Genomic DNA, 16464 nt, shown 5'->3' with positions numbered 1-16464 from the left:
CGCATTAAGCCGGCTTGCTGGAGAACAGACGGTCGCGTGAGCCGGTCAGGTGTTCGTGCATCAGGCGCTGGGCGCGCTCGGCATCGCCTTCGCGGATCGCCTCGTAGACGGCGGCGTGTTCGACCAGGACGTGCCGCAGCCCGTCCTGGGTACTTTTCAGCGACAGCCCATGCAGCCGCATGCCGACGGCGATGTGATCTTCGAGCGCCTGCATGGCGGTGACGAAATAAGGGTTCACCGAGGCCTGGGCGATGCTGAGATGGAACATGAAATCGGCATCGGCGCGGTGGGCCTGGCGGTTGGTGGCATCGCGCAGCAGGTTGAGTGCAGTCTTGACCCGCTCCAGCGCCTCGGGCGTCCGGCGCTGCGCTGCCATGGCCGCCGCCTGCGGCTCGATGGTCAGGCGGAAATCGTAGCAGTGCTGCAGGTCGGAGAGATTTTCCATCTGCCCGAAGCCGAGCGGCTCGCGAATGCCCTGCTCGCGCACGAAACTGCCGGCGCCGCGGCGGGAATAGATGAGGCCCTGGTCGCGCAGCCGTTGCAGCGCGTCGCGAATGACGGGGCGGGACACCTGGAATTCGGCAGCCAGCGCATGCTCGGTCGGCAGCCGCTCATCCACCGCATAGGCGCCGGACTTGATCGAGCGCTGGATGCGGTCGAACACCGTTTCGGAAAGGCTGCGCCGGCCAACTAAACTATCCGACATGAGTGTGCACAGGGCTCCCGAGGCTCAAATAGGGGGCGAACAGACGCGAAAGGCAGTCCGGATCGCCAAAACCGCCCGATTTGGTGACGACAGTCAAGCCACCGGCCTCTGCCACGGGCAGGCCGGGCAGCGCTTCCCCCAGAAGCGTCAGCACCTTTATGCGCAAACGAGACAGGATGGCCTGGGCCGTGGCGCCTCCTGAGAGGACCAGCAAAGAACCGGGCGCGGGCGCCAGCGCCTCTAGCGTCGCGCCGAGCGCCTCGGCCACTTCGGGCCCGCCGGCCTGAACGGGGCCGGGTGTCGCCTGAATGATGGTGAGGCCGGCGCTGACGCGCAGCGGCGTGGCGACGCCGTTGGGTGCCTCGATATGGAGAATATTCGGATTGGCGTCGCGGAGATGCCGAAGCTGGGCCAGCGTGATCGGATCGGTCGAGCCGATGACGCAATAGGCCGCCTTGCCGACAAAAGCCGGTGTCGCCGCCCTCGCCCCGGGCGCCATCGCCCTGGCCATGGCTTCGGCGAGGCTCCTTGCACCGATGGCGAGATCGAAGCCGGACCCCAGGGCCCGTTCGATATCGGCCTGCTTTTCAATATCGGGGATCAGGGCGCGCACCGCATGGGCGCCCAGCGTGGTGGCGATGTCGATAGGGTATGAAACGCCGAAACCGCCGAGCTGGCCGTTCCGGACCCAGCGGCCGAAGGCGGGAATCGCGGGCACGACAAGCCCTGTCGTGTAGTCGAGCGCGTCGAGTTCGGCGGCGATATTGCCCTTGAGGCGAGAGTCGATCTTCTTGAAGAGGCGCATGCCGACAGGCAAAGCCTGCAGGGCAGCAGCGACGGCCTGCCTTGCCGCATCGGCCGAAATCTCGCGGCTATGGGTGGAAACGCCCACGATGCGGGCGCCGGTGGCCAGCGCCTCGGGGAGGGCCGCGACGTCGAGGGCGACAGCAGTCGGGATGCCCCGCATGGCGAAGGGCGCAGCGGCATCCAGCGCTCCGCTCAGGTCATCGGCAATGATCGCGAGCTCAGCCATGGGTGAGTGCAGCACGACGGGCCGCCTGCACGTCGGGATCGGGATCGAGATTGGCGGCCAGCAGGCGCTGGGTATAGTCGTGTTGCGGCGCCTCGAAGATCTCCGCCGTGGGCCCGCGCTCGACGATTTCCCCGGCCTTCATGACGATCACCGTATCGGCGAAATCGCGCACCACGCCGAGATCGTGGGCGATGAAGAGAAAGGAAATCCCGAGCCGCTGGCGCAGCCCGTCGAGAAGGGCAATCACCTGCGCCTGGATGGACACGTCGAGCGCCGACACGGCTTCGTCGCAGATGATGAGTTCGGGTTCGAGCGCCAGGGCGCGGGCAATGGCGATGCGCTGGCGCTGGCCGCCGGAGAACTGGTGCGGATAGCGATCCGCATGCTCGGGCGAGAGGCCGACCTGTTCGAGCAGTTCCAGGACGCGGGCGCGGCGCTTGCTCTTGTCGGGCATGAGCTTGTGAATGTCCCAGCCCTCGGCGATCAACTGGTAGACCGACATGCGGGGATTGAGGGACTGGGTGGGGTCCTGGAACACCATCTGGATTTCGCGGCGGCATTCGAGCAGGTCGCGCGCATTCATGGCGATGAGGTCCCGCCCCTTCCACAGCGCCTGGCCGCTATCGGCCTGTTCGAGCCGGAGAATGGTGCGCGCCAGGGTCGACTTGCCCGAGCCGCTTTCGCCGACCACGGCAAGGCTCTGCCCGCGCGCCAGGGTGAGGGACACGTCCCTGAGGGCGGTGAACTTGCCGTAGCTCTTGCAGAGGTTCTTGGCCTCGAGCAGCAGCGGCGCCGCGCCGTCGAGCTGCCGGATTTCGCCCTTGCCCGGCGCGGCGGCGATGAGCTTTTGCGTATAGGCGTGCTGGGGCGCGTGGTAGACGTCGCGGGCGGTGCCGGTCTCGACGATCTCGCCCTTGTTCATGACGACGACGCGATCGGCGATTTCGGCGACCACGCCGAGGTCATGGGTGATCAGCACCAGCGCCATGCCGGTTTCGGCCTGCAATTCCTTCAGCAGCGCCAGCACTTCGGCCTGGATGGTGACGTCGAGCGCCGTGGTCGGCTCGTCGGCAATGAGGATGTCAGGCTTGAGCATCAGCGCCATGGCGATCATCAGGCGCTGCCGCTGGCCGCCGGAGAACTGATGCGGGTATTTCCGCATGGCCGCTTCGGGATCCGGTAGGCCGACGCGGGCGATCAGCTCCAGGGCGCGGGTGCGCGCCAGATCGGACGGACGGCCATGCGCCGTCATCATCTCCATGATCTGCCAGCCAACCGTATAGACCGGATTGAGATGGCCGAGCGGATCCTGGAAGATCATGGCGATCTTCTTGCCGTTCAGCGCCCGGTGCTTTTCGTAGGACACCCTCAGCAGGTCCTCGCCCTCATAGAGGATTTCGCCCGAGACGATCTCGGCAGGCGGAGTATCGAGCAGGTTCATCACGGCATTGGCCGAGACCGACTTGCCCGAGCCGCTTTCGCCGAGGATGGCGAGGGTCTCGCCCCGCGACACCGACCAGCTCACATTGCGCACTGCATGGACGGTGCCACGGGCGGTGTGGAAGTCGACGGAGAGGTTTTTGACCGTCAGCAGGGGCTCAGACATTTTTGGTCTTCCGCGATTCCAGGCGCCAGCGCTGGGCGGGGTCGAGCGCCACACGCATCCAGTTCGAGAGCAGGTTGAGCGAGAGGGCAGTGATGACGATCATCAGCCCCGGCCAGAAGGCCAGCCACCAGGCGGTGTTGAGATAGGGGCGGCCCTGCGCCACCATCAGGCCCCAGGTGATTTCCGGCGGCTGCACGCCAATGCCGAGGAACGAGAGCGACGACTCGGCCAGCATGACGAAGGCAAAGTCGAGCGTGGCGATGGTGACCAGCGTCGGGGCCACCACAGGCAGGATGTGCCGGACGATGATGCGCCCGTGATTGGCGCCCATGACGATCGCCGCCTGCACGAACATGCGCTCGCGCACTTCGAGCACCTCGGCGCGGGTGGTGCGCAGGTAGATCGGGATGCGGGTGATGGCGAGGACGAGGATCATGTTGGGGATGGATGGCCCCAGCACGTAGAGCACGACCACGGCGATCAACAGCGAGGGGAAGCTCATGATGACGTCGGCGAGGCGCATGATCACCTGTGACGTGGTCTTGCCCATGTAGCCGGCGACAAGCCCCAGCCCCGCCCCCACGAGCAGCGCCGAGAACACCGTGCCGGCAGCGATGAGGATGGTGCTGTGCGCGGCGACGACGAGGCGCGCCAGCATGGGGCGCCCCAGGGAGTCGCCGCCAAGGAAGAACTGCCAGCCGCGATCGAGACTGAAGGGCGGCAGGTTGCGGCCGCGCAGGTTCTGCTTGATCGCCATGTCGCCCAAGAGCCAGGGCCCGAACAGGGCGAACAGCACGATCAGGATCAGCACCACGGCGGAGATGAAGGCGAGCTTATCGCGCCACAGCATGGACAGCAGCGACGGGCCGCGCGGCTCGGAGGGATTGGCCGGCTTGGCCAGGGAAAGGTCTGCCATCATCGCTCCTAGTGCCGGATCCGCGGATCGAGCAGGCCATAGGCGATATCGATCAGGATGTTCATGATGAAGATGGCTATGGCGGTGACCATGATGGCGGCCAGCACCACGTTGAAATCGCGCTGCAGGATGGAGTCGATCATCAGCTTGCCGATGCCGGGAAACCCGAAAATGGTTTCGACGATGACGGCGCCGTTGAGCATGGCGGCGGCCTGGTCGCCGATGACGGTGATCACCGGCAGCATGCCGTTGCGCAGCGTGTGGACGAAGATCAGCGGCAGGTTCTTGACGCCCTTGGCGCGTGCCGTCTTCACATAGGGCGCGGCCAGCGCCGAGAGCATGGAGCCGCGCACCACCTGGACGACGAGGCCGAAGGGCCGGATGAACAGCACGGCGACCGGCAGGATCCAGTGCCACGGCGTGCCGACGCCCGAGGTGGGCAACCAGCCGAGGCCGAGCGAAAAGACCACGATCGCGACAATGGCAATCCAGAAATCGGGCGCCGACGCGCCGACCAGCGAGATGATGGACACGAGGCGGTCGAAGAAGCCGCCGACATTGAAGGCCGCGAGCGAGCCGAGCACGATGGCCGCGACGACGACCAGGCTCATGGTGATGAGGGCCAGCGGCAGGGTCCAGGCATAGGCTTCGAGCACGATGTCTATGGCGGGGCGGGCCTTGCGCAGGCTCTCGCCGAAATCGAGGTGGAGAAGGTCCCAGACATAGCGGCCAAACTGTTCGATCAGCGGCAGATCGAGACCATGCAGGGCCCGGAACTGCTGCTTCATCTCTTCGGTGGCGTCGATGGGCAGGAAGAGTACCGCGGGGTCGCCGGTCAGGCGCGACAGGAAGAAGACCAGGACCATCAGGCCCAGCAGGGACAGGAGGCTCGCTATGGCGCGCTGTCCGATCATTTTGGTCATGGTGCGTTTCCCGGGTCGAAAAGCGGGCGATGCCGGATGGTCCGGCATCGCCCTGGTCAAGACAAGCGGCTTACTTGAAGCCGATTTCGCTCAACTGCAGTTGCGCATTGGTGGCGATGGTCGGCGTGAAGTCCAGACGTTCGCTGACGCGGCTGAGACCCACCATGTGGAACAGGAGCACGTCGGCGACGATCTCGTCGTGGACATAGGCGAAGACTTCCGACCAGAGCGCGGCGCGTTCGTCGCCGGTGGCCGCCGAAGCAGCGGCGATCATCTCGTCGAGCTTGGGATCGGCAACGCCGGACTGAGTGCCATCGCTGGCATACTTGAAGAACATCGAGAAGACCGGATCGCCGCGGCTGTTGTCATGCTGCGCCATGATCAGGCGCGTGCCTTCGCTTTCCGGATAGGGCTTGGAGTAGAACTGCTCGTGCTCGGCCACTTCCACCATGCGGACGGTCGCGTTGAAGCCGACATCGGTCAGCATCTGGGTGATCGCCTCGGCCACTTCGGTGACATTGGGGAAGTTTTCGGTACGGGCAATGATCTCGATGGGCAGGCTCGTGTCGACGCCATCGGCCTTGGCTTCTTCGAGCCAGGCCTTGGCCTGGTCCGGATCATAGGCCGGCGGGGTCAGGTTGGGGTTCCAGCCCAGCGTGGTCGGCGGGGTCATGGCAACGGCCAGTTCGGTGCCTTCGGGCAGGACGGTGCCGATAAAGGCCTCGCGGTCGATGGCGGCGTTGAGCGCCTTGCGAACGCGAATGTCATCGGTCGGCGCGTCCTGGCTGTCGATGCGCAGGTAGACCGTTTCCGAGTTCGGATAGGCGAAGTCGAGGGCCTTGTTGTCGGCGGATTCAGCCGTGATCTGCGGCGCGATATCGGCTTCACCGGCTGCCACCATGCCGGCGCGGACGGCAGGCTCGGAGCGGAACACATAGGTGGCCTTGGTGACCTCGGGCTGCTCGCCCCAATAGTCGTCGCGGCGGTCCAGCACGATCTGCTGGCCGGCGGTCCATTCAGACATCACATAGGGGCCGGTGCCGATGGGATCGCGCACGAATTCCATCGGGGTTTCCGACGGCACGATGGTCACGAGGCTCATCAAGAGCGGCAGGATCGGCTGCGCCGGCGAGGCGGTGATGTTGATGGTGTTGTCGTCGACGATTTCGAAGGTCAGGTCGGTGTCGGCGAAATAGCGCGCGCTTTCGCAGGTGATCTGGTCGGAGAAGACGCGATCGAACGAGTGCTGCACGTCGGCGGCGTCGAAGGCAGACCCATCGGAGAAGGTCACGCCCTGGCGCAGCTTGAACTGCCAGGTGCCATCGCCCAGGTCTTCCCACGATTCTGCCAGGCGCGGCATCAGGCCGGCATCGCCGCGCACGTCGAGCTCGGTCAGCGTCTCGCTGATATTCTGCATGACGACGCGGCCGATATTGGAGCGCGTGGCCATGCAGGGCTCGACCAGGTCCAGCTCCTCACTGAGCACCACGACAATGTCGGTATCGGCCTGCGCCATGGCCGGTACGATGGATACCGAAGCCAGAAGCGCCCCGATGAATAGGGGTTTGAATTGCACACTTTCCTCCCATTGCAGCTTGGCGGCTATCATGAGCGTCGCTGCAGATGCGCTCATGCGCGAATTGCTGGGTGCGAGGTCGCACGCCAATGGGTCGGCACTATTCCGACTTCGCCTCATGTTGTCAAATTAAATAATCCAAAACCTTTGATACCAGGAATTCAAGCGTTTTATATCATTGTTTTTGTTTGCTTTTCTTTTCCATAAGCGCCGGAACTCGGTCAAAATAGCAAACAACGAACTTGACAACATGTGCTGACAAGTGAAGTTTGCGGCATCAAACAGCAGGGAAGAAGCATGTCGCCGGACGAGATCGCAGCGCGAATGAATGGGGAGCTCACTGGCATGGACAGGGTCGAGGCCTTCCTGCCTTCGCACATGGTGCAGAACCACGCCGCCTTCATCGAGCGGCTGGACGATGGCACGCTGGCCTGTCTCTGGTTCGGCGGCACGCTCGAGGGCAAGTCGGACATTTCCATCTATGCTTCGACGCTGGCGCCCGGCGCGGATCGCTGGAGCGCTGCAATGCAGCTCAGCGACGATCCCGCGCGTTCCGAACAGAACCCGGTGCTGTGGCGCAATGGACGCGGCGACTGGCAGCTTTTTCATACCGCCCAGCCGGCCGGCAACCAGGACGAATGCCTGCTGCGCGCCCGCCCTATCCGCTTTGACGGCACCCTTCGGGGCGGCACGCCGCGCGAGATCGGATTGCCACTGGGCAGCTTCATCCGCGGCCGGTTCGTCAGGCGCAAGGACGGCGCCTGGATGATGCCGGTCTTCCGCTGCATTTCGCGCCCGGGCCAGCGCTGGAACGGCAGCCACGACACCGCTGCGGTGGCCGTGAGCCACGACGAAGGCGAAAGCTGGACGCTGTCGGAAGTGCCCGGCTCCATCGGCTCGGTGCACATGACCATTGTGCCGCTCGATGGCGAGCACATGGTGGCCTTCTATCGCCGCCGCCAGTCCGATTTCGTGCATCGCTCGGAAAGCCTGGATGGGGGCGTCTCCTGGTCGGCGCCTGAGGCCACCGATGTCCCGAACAACAATTCATCGATCAATGTGGTCCGGCTGCGCGACGGCAGGCTGGCAATGGTCTGCAACCCCACTTCCGCCGCGACCTCCAGCGATCGCCGGGTTTCCCTCTATGACGAGATCGAGGCGGGCGACGACCGGCCGGATGCCTCGGGCGGCTGCTCGCCCATCTGGGGGGTGCCGCGCGCGCCGCTGACCCTCTGCATCTCCAGCGATGGCGGGCGGACCTGGCCCCTGCGCCGCGTGGTCGACGACAGCACCGGCACCTGCCTCTCGAACAATTCGACCGACGGCCGCAACCAGGAACTGTCTTATCCCTATCTGCTGGAAGGCGAGGATGGCGAAATCCATGTCGCCTATACCTACTTCCGGCGCGCCATAAAATATGTCCGTCTCCCCGCGGGCTGGATCGACGGAGCTGTAGCGTGAGCGAGATTATCGGCATTACCATGGGCGACCCGGCCGGCGTCGGCCCGGAGATTTCCGTCAAGGCCGTGGCGGAAATGTCCGCCGATGACCGCGCCCGGACCCGCATCTACGGCAATCGCGACACGCTGGAACGGGCTCGGGAAGCGCTCGGCATTGCGCTCGATCTGGCGCCTGTCGTCGTTGATCTGCCGATCGAAGGCGGGCCCCTGCCCTGGGGCAAGCTCGATCCGCGCGGCGGCGACGCAGCCTTCCGGTTCATCGAAAAGGCCGTGCGCGACGCCGAAGCCGAGGCCATCGGCTGCATCGTCACGGCGCCGATCAACAAGGAAGCACTCAATCTCGCGGGCCATCACTATGACGGGCATACCGGCATGCTGACGGCGCTGACCGGCCAGAAATCGGCCTTCATGCTGCTGGCTTCGGAGCGACTCAAGGTCATCCACGTTTCGACCCACGTTTCGCTCAAGACCGCCATCGACCGCGCCACGCCCGAGCGCATCCTCGCGACCATCCGCGCCGGCAACGATCATCTCAGGCGCATCGGCTACGACAAGCCGCGCATTGCCGTGGCCGGCATCAATCCCCATTGCGGGGAAAGCGGACTGTTCGGCAACGAGGACGACCTGCAGGTCGTGCCGGCCGTGGCCACGGCGCGCGCCGAGGGCATCGACGTGCAGGGGCCGATCTCGGCCGACACCGTCTACCATCGTGCCTATAGCGGCGCCTTCGACCTCGTCATCGCGCAGTACCACGACCAGGGGCATATCCCGATCAAGCTCGTGGCCTTCGATACCGCGGTCAATGTCTCCGTCGGCCTACCCATCGACCGCACCTCGGTCGATCATGGCACCGCCTTCGACATTGCCGGCACAGGCAAGGCCAACCACGTCAACATGAACTCGGCCATCGCCTATGCGCGGCGGCTCGTTGCTGGGAAAACGTCATGAACCCCGCCCGCCAGCTTCCCGTCTCCGGCGTGTTCTGCGCCTCGGCGACACCCGTCCGCGAGGACGGCGCGCCCGATCACGCGGCCTTCGCCACCCATTGCAAGGCGCTGATCGAGGAAGGCTGCGATGGCGTCGCCCTGCTCGGCACGACCGGCGAAGCGAACTCGTTCAGCATCGCGCAGCGCCAGGCGCTGCTGGACAGCGTCATCGCGGCCGGGATCGATCCGCAGCGGCTGCTGCCCGGCACTTCGCAGACCAATGTCCCCGACAGCGTCACCCTTGTGAAGCATGCTGTCGAGGCGGGCGTGAAAGCCTGCGTGGTGCTGCCGCCCTTTTACTACAAGGGCGTTTCCGACGAGGGCCTCTTCCGCTTCTATGCCGAGCTGATCGAGGGCGTCGGGCGCGATGACCTGCGCATCGTGCTCTACCACATTCCGCCCATCGCCCAGATCGGCATTTCCATCGAGCTGACGGCGCGGCTGCGCGAGGCCTTTCCGGGCATCATCGTCGGGGTCAAGGACAGCTCGGGCAAGATCGAGAGCATGGAAGCCTTTGCCAAGGCGTTCGAGAATTTCTCGGTGCTGGCCGGTGCCGACCCCTTCATGCTGCCGCTGCTGCGCGCCGGCGGAGCGGGCTGCATCACGTCAAGCTCCAATCTCATCGGCAGGCACTTGCGGGTGGTCTTCGACAACTGGTTCGACCCGGCCAAGCAAGCCGAAGTCGACGCCGCGCAGGCCCGCATCAATGCCTGGCGTGACTTGTCCAATGCCTATGTGCAGCTTCCAACCATCAAAGCCATGCTGGCCCGGCGCCGCAATCACCCCGGCTGGACCCGCGTCCGCCCGCCTCTGGTCGAACTGACCCCGGTCGAGCTCGATACGGTCTGGGCCAAGATGGCCGCGCTGGAGGGCGAAGAACATGTCTAGTTCCGCGCTCTCCATGGCGAGGCCGATCACGCTGCTGCAGCCGGCACGGCTCGAAATCGGGGCTGGCGCCATCGGCAAGCTAGGCGAATGGGCTGCCGCCTATAAGCGCATTTTCGTCGTCGCCATGGCCCCGACGGTCGGCTATGTCGCGCGCATCGGGCTCCGTGGCGTGGTCGAGACCTTTACCGACATTCCACCCGAGCCGGATCTGCCGGCCGTCCAGGCGGTGCTGGCAGCGGCCCGTGCCTTCGAGCCCGACCTGGTGATCGGCCTTGGCGGCGGTTCGGTGATGGATGTGGCAAAACTCGTTGCCGTGCTCTGGGACAGCGAGCAGAGCGTGCTCGATGTCGTCGGCGTCGACAAGGTCGCCGGCCGCCGTGCCGCGCTGGCGCAGGTCCCGACCACATCGGGCACCGGCTCGGAAGCGGGCATCCGCGCGCTCGTCACCAATCCCGAGACGCTGGCGAAACTGGCTATCGAAAGCCGGCACATGCTGGCCGATATCGCCGTGCTCGACCCGGAACTGACCTATTCGGTGCCAGCCGCCGTCACCGCCGCCACCGGCATCGACGCGCTGGCCCATTGCGTCGAAAGCTTCACCAATATCAAGGCGCATCCGCTGATCGACGGCTATGCCGGCCTCGGCATCGAACTGGTCGGAAAATTTCTTGCCCGCGCCGTCCAGGATGGCGCCGATACCGAAGCGCGGGCCGGAATGATGCTCGCCTCCTATTATGGCGGGCTGTGCCTCGGGCCGGTCAACACGGCCGGCGGCCATGCCCTCGCCTATCCGCTGGGCACGCGGCTGAAGCTGCCGCATGGCCTCGCCAATGCGATCATCTTCCCCCATGTCCTGGCCTTCAACGAGACCGTCCGTCCCGAAAAGACGGCCGTGGTGGCGCGGGCGCTCGGCCTGTCGGGCAAGGCCGACCTGACCTCGGGCGCGGTCACCTGGTGCCGCGACCTCGGCGTCGAGACGCAGCTTTCCCGGCACGGGGCGAGCGAGGACCAATTGCCGCTCTGGAGCGAAGAGGCTTTCGCCATCAAGCGCCTGATCGACAACAATCCCCGGCCGCTCGGGCTCGAGGATATCCTCGGCATCTACAGGGCCGCGCTCTAGGCGAACGCGGCCCCTCCCGCCTCAGCGTTCGCGAAGCCAGACCAGCATTTCGCCCGGCTCGCGATTGTCCCAGAGATGGTAGGGCACGAGCCGGGCCGTGGTGGCTTCGGTATCGGCCGCCTTTTCGGCATAGAGATCGGCGCCCCAGCTATTGGCCTGCTCGCGCAGGGCGGGCAGGTCGATGGCGATGGCGCCGCGCAGGTCGGGAATGGCGGCGGTCTCGACACGGCCCGCACCATGCTGGAGCAGGATGGAATTGAGACCGGCGCCGTTGTCCGCACCCTCGAGGCAGTAGACCAGCGGCCCGCGCATGATGGCGACGCGGCCGGCATCCTGGCGCACCTGTGGATTGGCGCGGAGCACCCGCGGCTCGAGCGGCAGGTCGAGGGCAAGGCGATCCCCTTTCTGCCATTCCCGCTCCAGTCGCACATAACCGCCGGCATCGACGGCGAGGTCAAGGGGCTGGCCGTTGACGGCAAGCTTTGCGCCGCGGGCCCAGCCGGGGATGCGCAGGGAAACGGCGAAGCGGGCCGTGGTTTCGGGATCGACGGCAATGCCGATCTTGCCGGACCAGGGATAGTCGGTGTCCTGCCTCAGGGTGAATTTCGCACCATTGGCCAGCTCCACCCGCGCCTCGCTCTGCGCATAGAGATGCACGGCGATTTCGTCGTCGGCGACGGCGTAGATATAGGAGCCGAGCGAGGTCACCAGCCGCGCGATATTGGGCGGGCAGCAGGGACAGGCGTGCCAGGTCCAGCGATGGTGCTTGCCGGTGCTCTCGAGCGGGTTGTCGTAGAAGAAGGTCTTGCCGTCGGTGGAAAGGCCGGTGATGGCGCCGTTGTAGAGCGCCTGTTCCATGGTGTCGGCATAGACGCGCTTGGGGCCGCGACCAAGCATACGCGAGGCCCAGAAGACGAGGCCGACCGAGGCGCAGGTCTCGGCATAGGCGGTGTCATTGGGCAGGTCGTAATAGTCGGTGAAACCCTCGTTGGATTCAGCGGGGCCGATGCCGCCGGTAATATACATCTGCTTCTGCGTGAGGTCGGCCCAGAGGGTTTCCAGCGCCTCGGTGAGGCTGTCGTCATTGTATTCGGTCGCAAGGTCCGCCATGGCCGAATACAGGTACATGGCCCGCACGGCATGGCCGACGACCTTGGTCTGCTCGCGCACTGGAAGGTGGGACTGGTTGTATTCGAGCGTGTTCTTCTGCACGCCCTTGGGATCGCGATTGTGGGCGATCGCCTCCTCGATGAAGAAATTGGGCGCCTGGCCGCGCTCGTCGACGAAGAATTTCGCCAGGTCCATATAAGCCTGGTTGCCGGTGACACGGGCGAGCCGCACCAGCGCCAGCTCGATCTCCTCGTGGCCGCAATAACCGCGCACCTGGCCGGGACCACGACCGAACTTCTTCACGCAATAGTCGGCCATCCGGCACATGACGTCGAGGAACTTGCGCTTGCCGGTGGCCTGGTAATAGGCGACGGCGCCCTCGATCATGTGGCCGGCGCAATAGAGCTCGTGGAAGTCGCGGAGATTGGTCCACTTCCATTCGGGCTTGATGCGCTGGAAGAAGGAATTGAGGTAGCCGTCCGCGTCCTGCAGCTTCTCATACATGTCGATAATGGCATCGGCCCGGGCTTCGAGCTCGGGATTGGGCTTGCGATAGAGCGAATAGGCGATGGTCTCGATCGATTTGCCGAGGTCGCTGTCCCAGAACATCTGCGGCGTGCCCAGCCAGTGGATGATGGGAATGACGATGCCGGGGCTCGGGACATCGGGATTGACCTGTTCGAGCATGCGCGCGGCGACGCAGCGATCGAGCAGGATGGCGGCGGTGTGGTCGCAGACGGCGTCCTGCCAATCGCCCCAATAGCCGCCGACGGTGACGGAGGGGACGGGAAGCGGACGGAACTGGCGTGTGCTCGAAGAGGTCATTTGGCTTTCCATGGTCATTTGACTGCGCCGGCCATGAGGCCGCGCATGTAGTAGCGTTGCAGGAGGAGGAAGACGACGAGGCAGGGGATGGTCATGACCATCACGCCGGCCTGCACCGCACCCCAGTTGATGGCGCCGAGGCGACCGGCGCGGACGGCGGTTATCAGCACCGGCAGGGTGTATTTGTCGTTGTCGGAAAGGAGGATCAGCGCCGCGAGGAACTCGTTCCAGGCGTTGAGGAAGGCGAAAATCCCCACCGTGGCGACGCCCGGCATGACCAGCGGCAGAAGCACCCGGACCAACAGCGTCCAGTCCGTGGCGCCATCGATGCGGGCAGCCTCCTCGATTTCGCGCGGCACCGCGTCGAAGGCATTGCGCATCATGAAGACCGAGAAGGGCAATTGCAGGGTGACATAGACCAGCATCAGCCCGACCAGCGAATTGTTGAGCCCGAGCCGCGCCAGGATGATGAAGAGCGGCGTCAGGATCGACTGAAACGGGATCATCAGCGTGGCGATGATCAGGACGAAAAAGACGTTCTTGAGCGGGAAGCGGAAGCGGGAAAAGCCGTATCCGGCCAGCACCGAGACGAGCACGGTGAGCACTACCGTGCCCAGCGACACCAGCAGCGAATTGATCGTGTGCTGCCAGATACCGGCGCCGAAGAGGTCGAGCGTGGCATAATTGTCGAAGCTGATGCCCGTGGTCGGCCAGGGCGGCAGGGGCGGGGTCGATGCTTCCGCGCCTGGCCGCAGGGAGGCCAGCCCTGCCCAGATAAAGGGGGCGAGGAAGAAGAACGAAGCCACGACCCCAAAGCCGTGAAAGCCGATATTGCCGAGGAGCCGGCGGCGGCGGAGCGGTGCGTTGGCAAGGTCGGTCATTTGTCTTCATCCCCGCGCAGCAGCCAAAGCTGGATGACCGAAAGCGCGACCAGGATGCCCAGCAATGCGATGGAAAGCGCCGAGCCATAGCCGAGCTGGAAGGACACGAAGGACTGGTTGAAGATATAGTAGACCACTGAAATCATGCGGTTCTGCGGCCCGCCCGAGGTCATGATGTAGAACTGGTCGAAGGCGAGGACCGAGCCGGTGACCGAAAGGATCAGCGCCAGCGCCAAGGTGCGGCGCATCAGCGGCAGGGTGATCATGCGGAACCGCTGCCAGGCGGTGGCGCCATCGATGCGCGCGGCTTCGATGAGGTCGGTGGGGATGGACTGGAGACCTGTGAGCAGGATGATCATGGTGAAGCCGACGATCTTCCACACCACCATGACGATGATGGTCCAGAAGGCATTGTCGAAGGTGGCGAGCAGGTTGGCGCTGCGGCCGGTGACGCCGAACATCCTGAGGATAGGGCTGAAAAGGCCGCTATCGACATTGGCCAGCCACACCCAGAGCAGCGAGGCGGTGGCGAGCCCGACGACGACGGGCATGAAGAAGATGGTGCGATAGGCGCCGACCCCGCGCCGCTCACGCTCGACAAAGAGGGCCAGCGGAAAGGCCAGCGCGAAGATGGCGAGGGTGACGATGACCGTATAGTAGGCGGTAAAGCCCAGGGCCGCCATGAAGCGGTTGTCGGTCAGCATGCGGGTGTAATTGCCAAGGCCAATCCAGCTCGGCGACCCCAAGAGCGGCCAGTTGTGAAAACTCATCCACACGGTGAAGACGACCGGGGCGATGAAGAAGACGATGACCAAGGCCATCGCCGGGGCGATGTAGAGCAGACCCAGCCACTGCCGGCGCGCGGAGCCGCGGATGCGGGGGGCCGTTGCGGCCGCAAGGGGCGAGGCGGCGGTGATGGTCATGCTGGGCTCCGAAACGTCACTGTCTAGGGCTTTTGCCGCTCCACCCCACCCTCGGTCCCTCCCCATCGAGGGGAGGGAGGCGCTGGGCGGGATGGCTGAGTTCATAGTCTCCCTCCCCCTTGTGGGGAGGGATCAAGGGTGGGGTTCTTGCGGAACTCCCACCTGTTAGAGTGCAGCACACCCCCCTCCACCACGCTTGGCGTGGTCCCCCTCCCCCGCAAGCGGGGGAGGACAGAAAGGGTCACGGTGCGTTGTCGATGATCGACTGCATTTCGGCCTGGGCGTTGGCGAAGGCGCCGTCCACGTCGTCGCCATAGATGGCGGCATTGGTGAAGGTGGCCCACGGGCTGTTGGCGCTGTTGATCAGGTCGTTGAACAGCAGCGTATAAGGCGTCTTGGCGACGCTGATGGCGTCGACGGCCACCTGCAGGCGCGGATCGAGGCCTTCGAGCGTCTCGGCAGCGATATCGAGACGGGTCGGCAGCGAGCCATTCTGGGCGAGGATTTTCTGGCCCTCGGGGGAATAGGCGAACTCGATGAATTCCTGCACGGCGGCGAGGCGCGGCGTGCCCTTGGTGACGACGATATTGTCGCCGCCGGCAAAGGACGAGGTGCCGCCTTCGATGCCCGGGATCATGGTGACGCCGAAATCGACATCCGGGTAGTCATTGATCAGCGAGCCCATGCCGAAGGCGCCGATCGACTGGTGGCCGATCTTGCCATTGGTGAAACTCATGAAGTTGACGCCATTGTCGGTGGCCGAGCCTTCGGGCACGAGATCCTTTTCGACCATGGAGCGATAGGCAGCGACGGCGGCGCGCATCTGCGGCGTGTCGAGGGTAGCGGTCTGACCATCCTCCGAGAGGATGTCGGCGCCCGAGGCCCAGGTGAGCGGCGTGAAGGTGAAGATCATGCAGCCGCCGCAATTGCCGCCGGAGAAATAGAAGCCGTAATTGTCGCCGCCCAGGGCACGGATCTTTTCGCCATTGGCTTCGACTTCCGCCCAGCTCGTCGGGCCGACTTCGGGATCGAGACCGGCCTCTTCGTAAAGCCCCTTGTTCCAGGCGAGGATCGAAGTCTCGACGAGGAGCGGCAGGCCATAGACCTTGTCTTCGAAGGTCCCGAGCTTGACGTGCGAGGGGGCGAGGTCGTCGAAATAGTCGAGGCTCGAGGCCCAGGGCGTCAGGTCTTCGAGCTGGCCGGCGGCCGCGAAGGCCGGGGTATAGATGAGATCGAGCGAGAGCGCGTCGGGCGCCTGGCCGCCGGCGATGGCGGTCGCATATTTCTGCACCAGCTCTGCGAAGGGCACTTCGGTCAATGCGATCTGGTTTTCGTGGCTGGCATTGTAGGCGTCGGCCAGCGAGGTGAAGGCGGTACCGATGCCGGTACGCACCCACATGTTGATGGTTTCCTGGGCCATGGCGTTGGACACCAGGCATAGCGAAGCAAGACTGGTCGCGGCCAGTAGTTTGCGGATCATGGTTTCACTCCTCCCAAAGCGGACCCGTACG

Annotated in this window: 14 protein-coding genes; 4 read left to right on the top strand and 10 right to left on the bottom strand. The window is 64.9% G+C overall.

Going from position 1 to position 16464, the window contains the following annotated elements; translation table 11 throughout:
• Positions 1-4 precede the first annotated feature (4 nt).
• The 6 genes from JEQ47_RS07555 to JEQ47_RS07530 form a co-directional block, all read right to left on the bottom strand.
• The gene (locus JEQ47_RS07555; protein WP_198875814.1) at positions 5-706 is read right to left on the bottom strand and encodes a FadR/GntR family transcriptional regulator; all 702 of its coding nucleotides are present in this window, start codon (positions 704-706) and stop codon (positions 5-7) included.
• Positions 696-1739, bottom strand: a complete 1044-nt coding sequence (locus tag JEQ47_RS07550) for a four-carbon acid sugar kinase family protein (protein ID WP_198875813.1) — start codon at positions 1737-1739, stop codon at positions 696-698. Before JEQ47_RS07550 ends, JEQ47_RS07555 begins: the two co-directional genes overlap by 11 nt.
• A complete protein-coding gene (locus JEQ47_RS07545; RefSeq protein WP_198875812.1) occupies positions 1732-3345 on the bottom strand; it encodes an ABC transporter ATP-binding protein in 1614 nt (537 codons plus the stop codon). The genes JEQ47_RS07550 and JEQ47_RS07545 overlap by 8 nt, the downstream gene beginning before the upstream one ends.
• The gene (locus tag JEQ47_RS07540; RefSeq protein WP_198875811.1) at positions 3338-4261 is read right to left on the bottom strand and encodes an ABC transporter permease; all 924 of its coding nucleotides are present in this window, start codon (positions 4259-4261) and stop codon (positions 3338-3340) included. Before JEQ47_RS07540 ends, JEQ47_RS07545 begins: the two co-directional genes overlap by 8 nt.
• Before the next feature lie 8 nt (positions 4262-4269).
• A complete protein-coding gene (locus tag JEQ47_RS07535) occupies positions 4270-5184 on the bottom strand; it encodes an ABC transporter permease (protein WP_198875810.1) in 915 nt (304 codons plus the stop codon).
• 70 nt (positions 5185-5254) lie between these two features.
• The gene (locus tag JEQ47_RS07530; protein ID WP_198876811.1) at positions 5255-6793 is read right to left on the bottom strand and encodes an ABC transporter substrate-binding protein; all 1539 of its coding nucleotides are present in this window, start codon (positions 6791-6793) and stop codon (positions 5255-5257) included.
• 264 nt (positions 6794-7057) lie between these two features.
• Between JEQ47_RS07530 and JEQ47_RS07525 the strand changes: the two genes are divergently transcribed.
• From JEQ47_RS07525 to JEQ47_RS07510, 4 genes are read left to right on the top strand one after another with little or no spacing between them, the layout of a single operon-like run.
• On the top strand, positions 7058-8221 hold the full coding sequence (locus JEQ47_RS07525; protein ID WP_198875809.1) for a sialidase family protein: 1164 nt from the start codon (positions 7058-7060) through the stop codon (positions 8219-8221).
• Positions 8218-9168 (top strand): 4-hydroxythreonine-4-phosphate dehydrogenase PdxA, encoded by a 951-nt coding sequence (gene pdxA, locus JEQ47_RS07520; protein ID WP_198875808.1) that lies wholly within the window; start codon positions 8218-8220, stop codon positions 9166-9168. Before JEQ47_RS07525 ends, pdxA begins: the two co-directional genes overlap by 4 nt.
• Positions 9165-10094, top strand: coding sequence for a dihydrodipicolinate synthase family protein (locus JEQ47_RS07515; protein ID WP_198875807.1), 930 nt, complete (start codon positions 9165-9167; stop codon positions 10092-10094). The genes pdxA and JEQ47_RS07515 overlap by 4 nt, the downstream gene beginning before the upstream one ends.
• Positions 10087-11214 carry an iron-containing alcohol dehydrogenase gene (locus JEQ47_RS07510; RefSeq protein WP_236020752.1) on the top strand — a complete coding sequence of 376 codons (1128 nt, stop codon included), beginning with the start codon at positions 10087-10089 and terminating at the stop codon, positions 11212-11214. The genes JEQ47_RS07515 and JEQ47_RS07510 overlap by 8 nt, the downstream gene beginning before the upstream one ends.
• Positions 11215-11235: 21 nt before the next feature.
• Here the strand turns inward: JEQ47_RS07510 and JEQ47_RS07505 are convergent, their stop codons facing one another.
• The 4 genes from JEQ47_RS07505 to JEQ47_RS07490 form a co-directional block, all read right to left on the bottom strand.
• Entirely contained in the window at positions 11236-13149 is a 1914-nt protein-coding gene (locus JEQ47_RS07505) for a glycoside hydrolase family 127 protein (RefSeq protein WP_198875806.1), read from the bottom strand.
• 14 nt (positions 13150-13163) lie between these two features.
• Entirely contained in the window at positions 13164-14030 is an 867-nt protein-coding gene (locus JEQ47_RS07500; RefSeq protein WP_198875805.1) for a carbohydrate ABC transporter permease, read from the bottom strand.
• The gene (locus JEQ47_RS07495) at positions 14027-14953 is read right to left on the bottom strand and encodes a carbohydrate ABC transporter permease (protein WP_198875804.1); all 927 of its coding nucleotides are present in this window, start codon (positions 14951-14953) and stop codon (positions 14027-14029) included. The genes JEQ47_RS07500 and JEQ47_RS07495 overlap by 4 nt, the downstream gene beginning before the upstream one ends.
• A gap of 241 nt (positions 14954-15194) precedes the next feature.
• Complete coding sequence (locus JEQ47_RS07490) at positions 15195-16433, bottom strand: ABC transporter substrate-binding protein (RefSeq protein WP_198875803.1); 1239 nt, start codon at positions 16431-16433, stop codon at positions 15195-15197.
• Between the last annotated feature and the right edge of the window lie 31 nt (positions 16434-16464).

Origin of the sequence: Devosia sediminis, from assembly GCF_016411825.1 — a bacterium.
Taxonomy (GTDB): Bacteria; Pseudomonadota; Alphaproteobacteria; order Rhizobiales; family Devosiaceae; genus Devosia; species Devosia sediminis.
The sequence above is the reverse complement of the archived record's forward strand: the minus strand, read 5'-3'. Positions and strand labels throughout refer to the sequence as shown.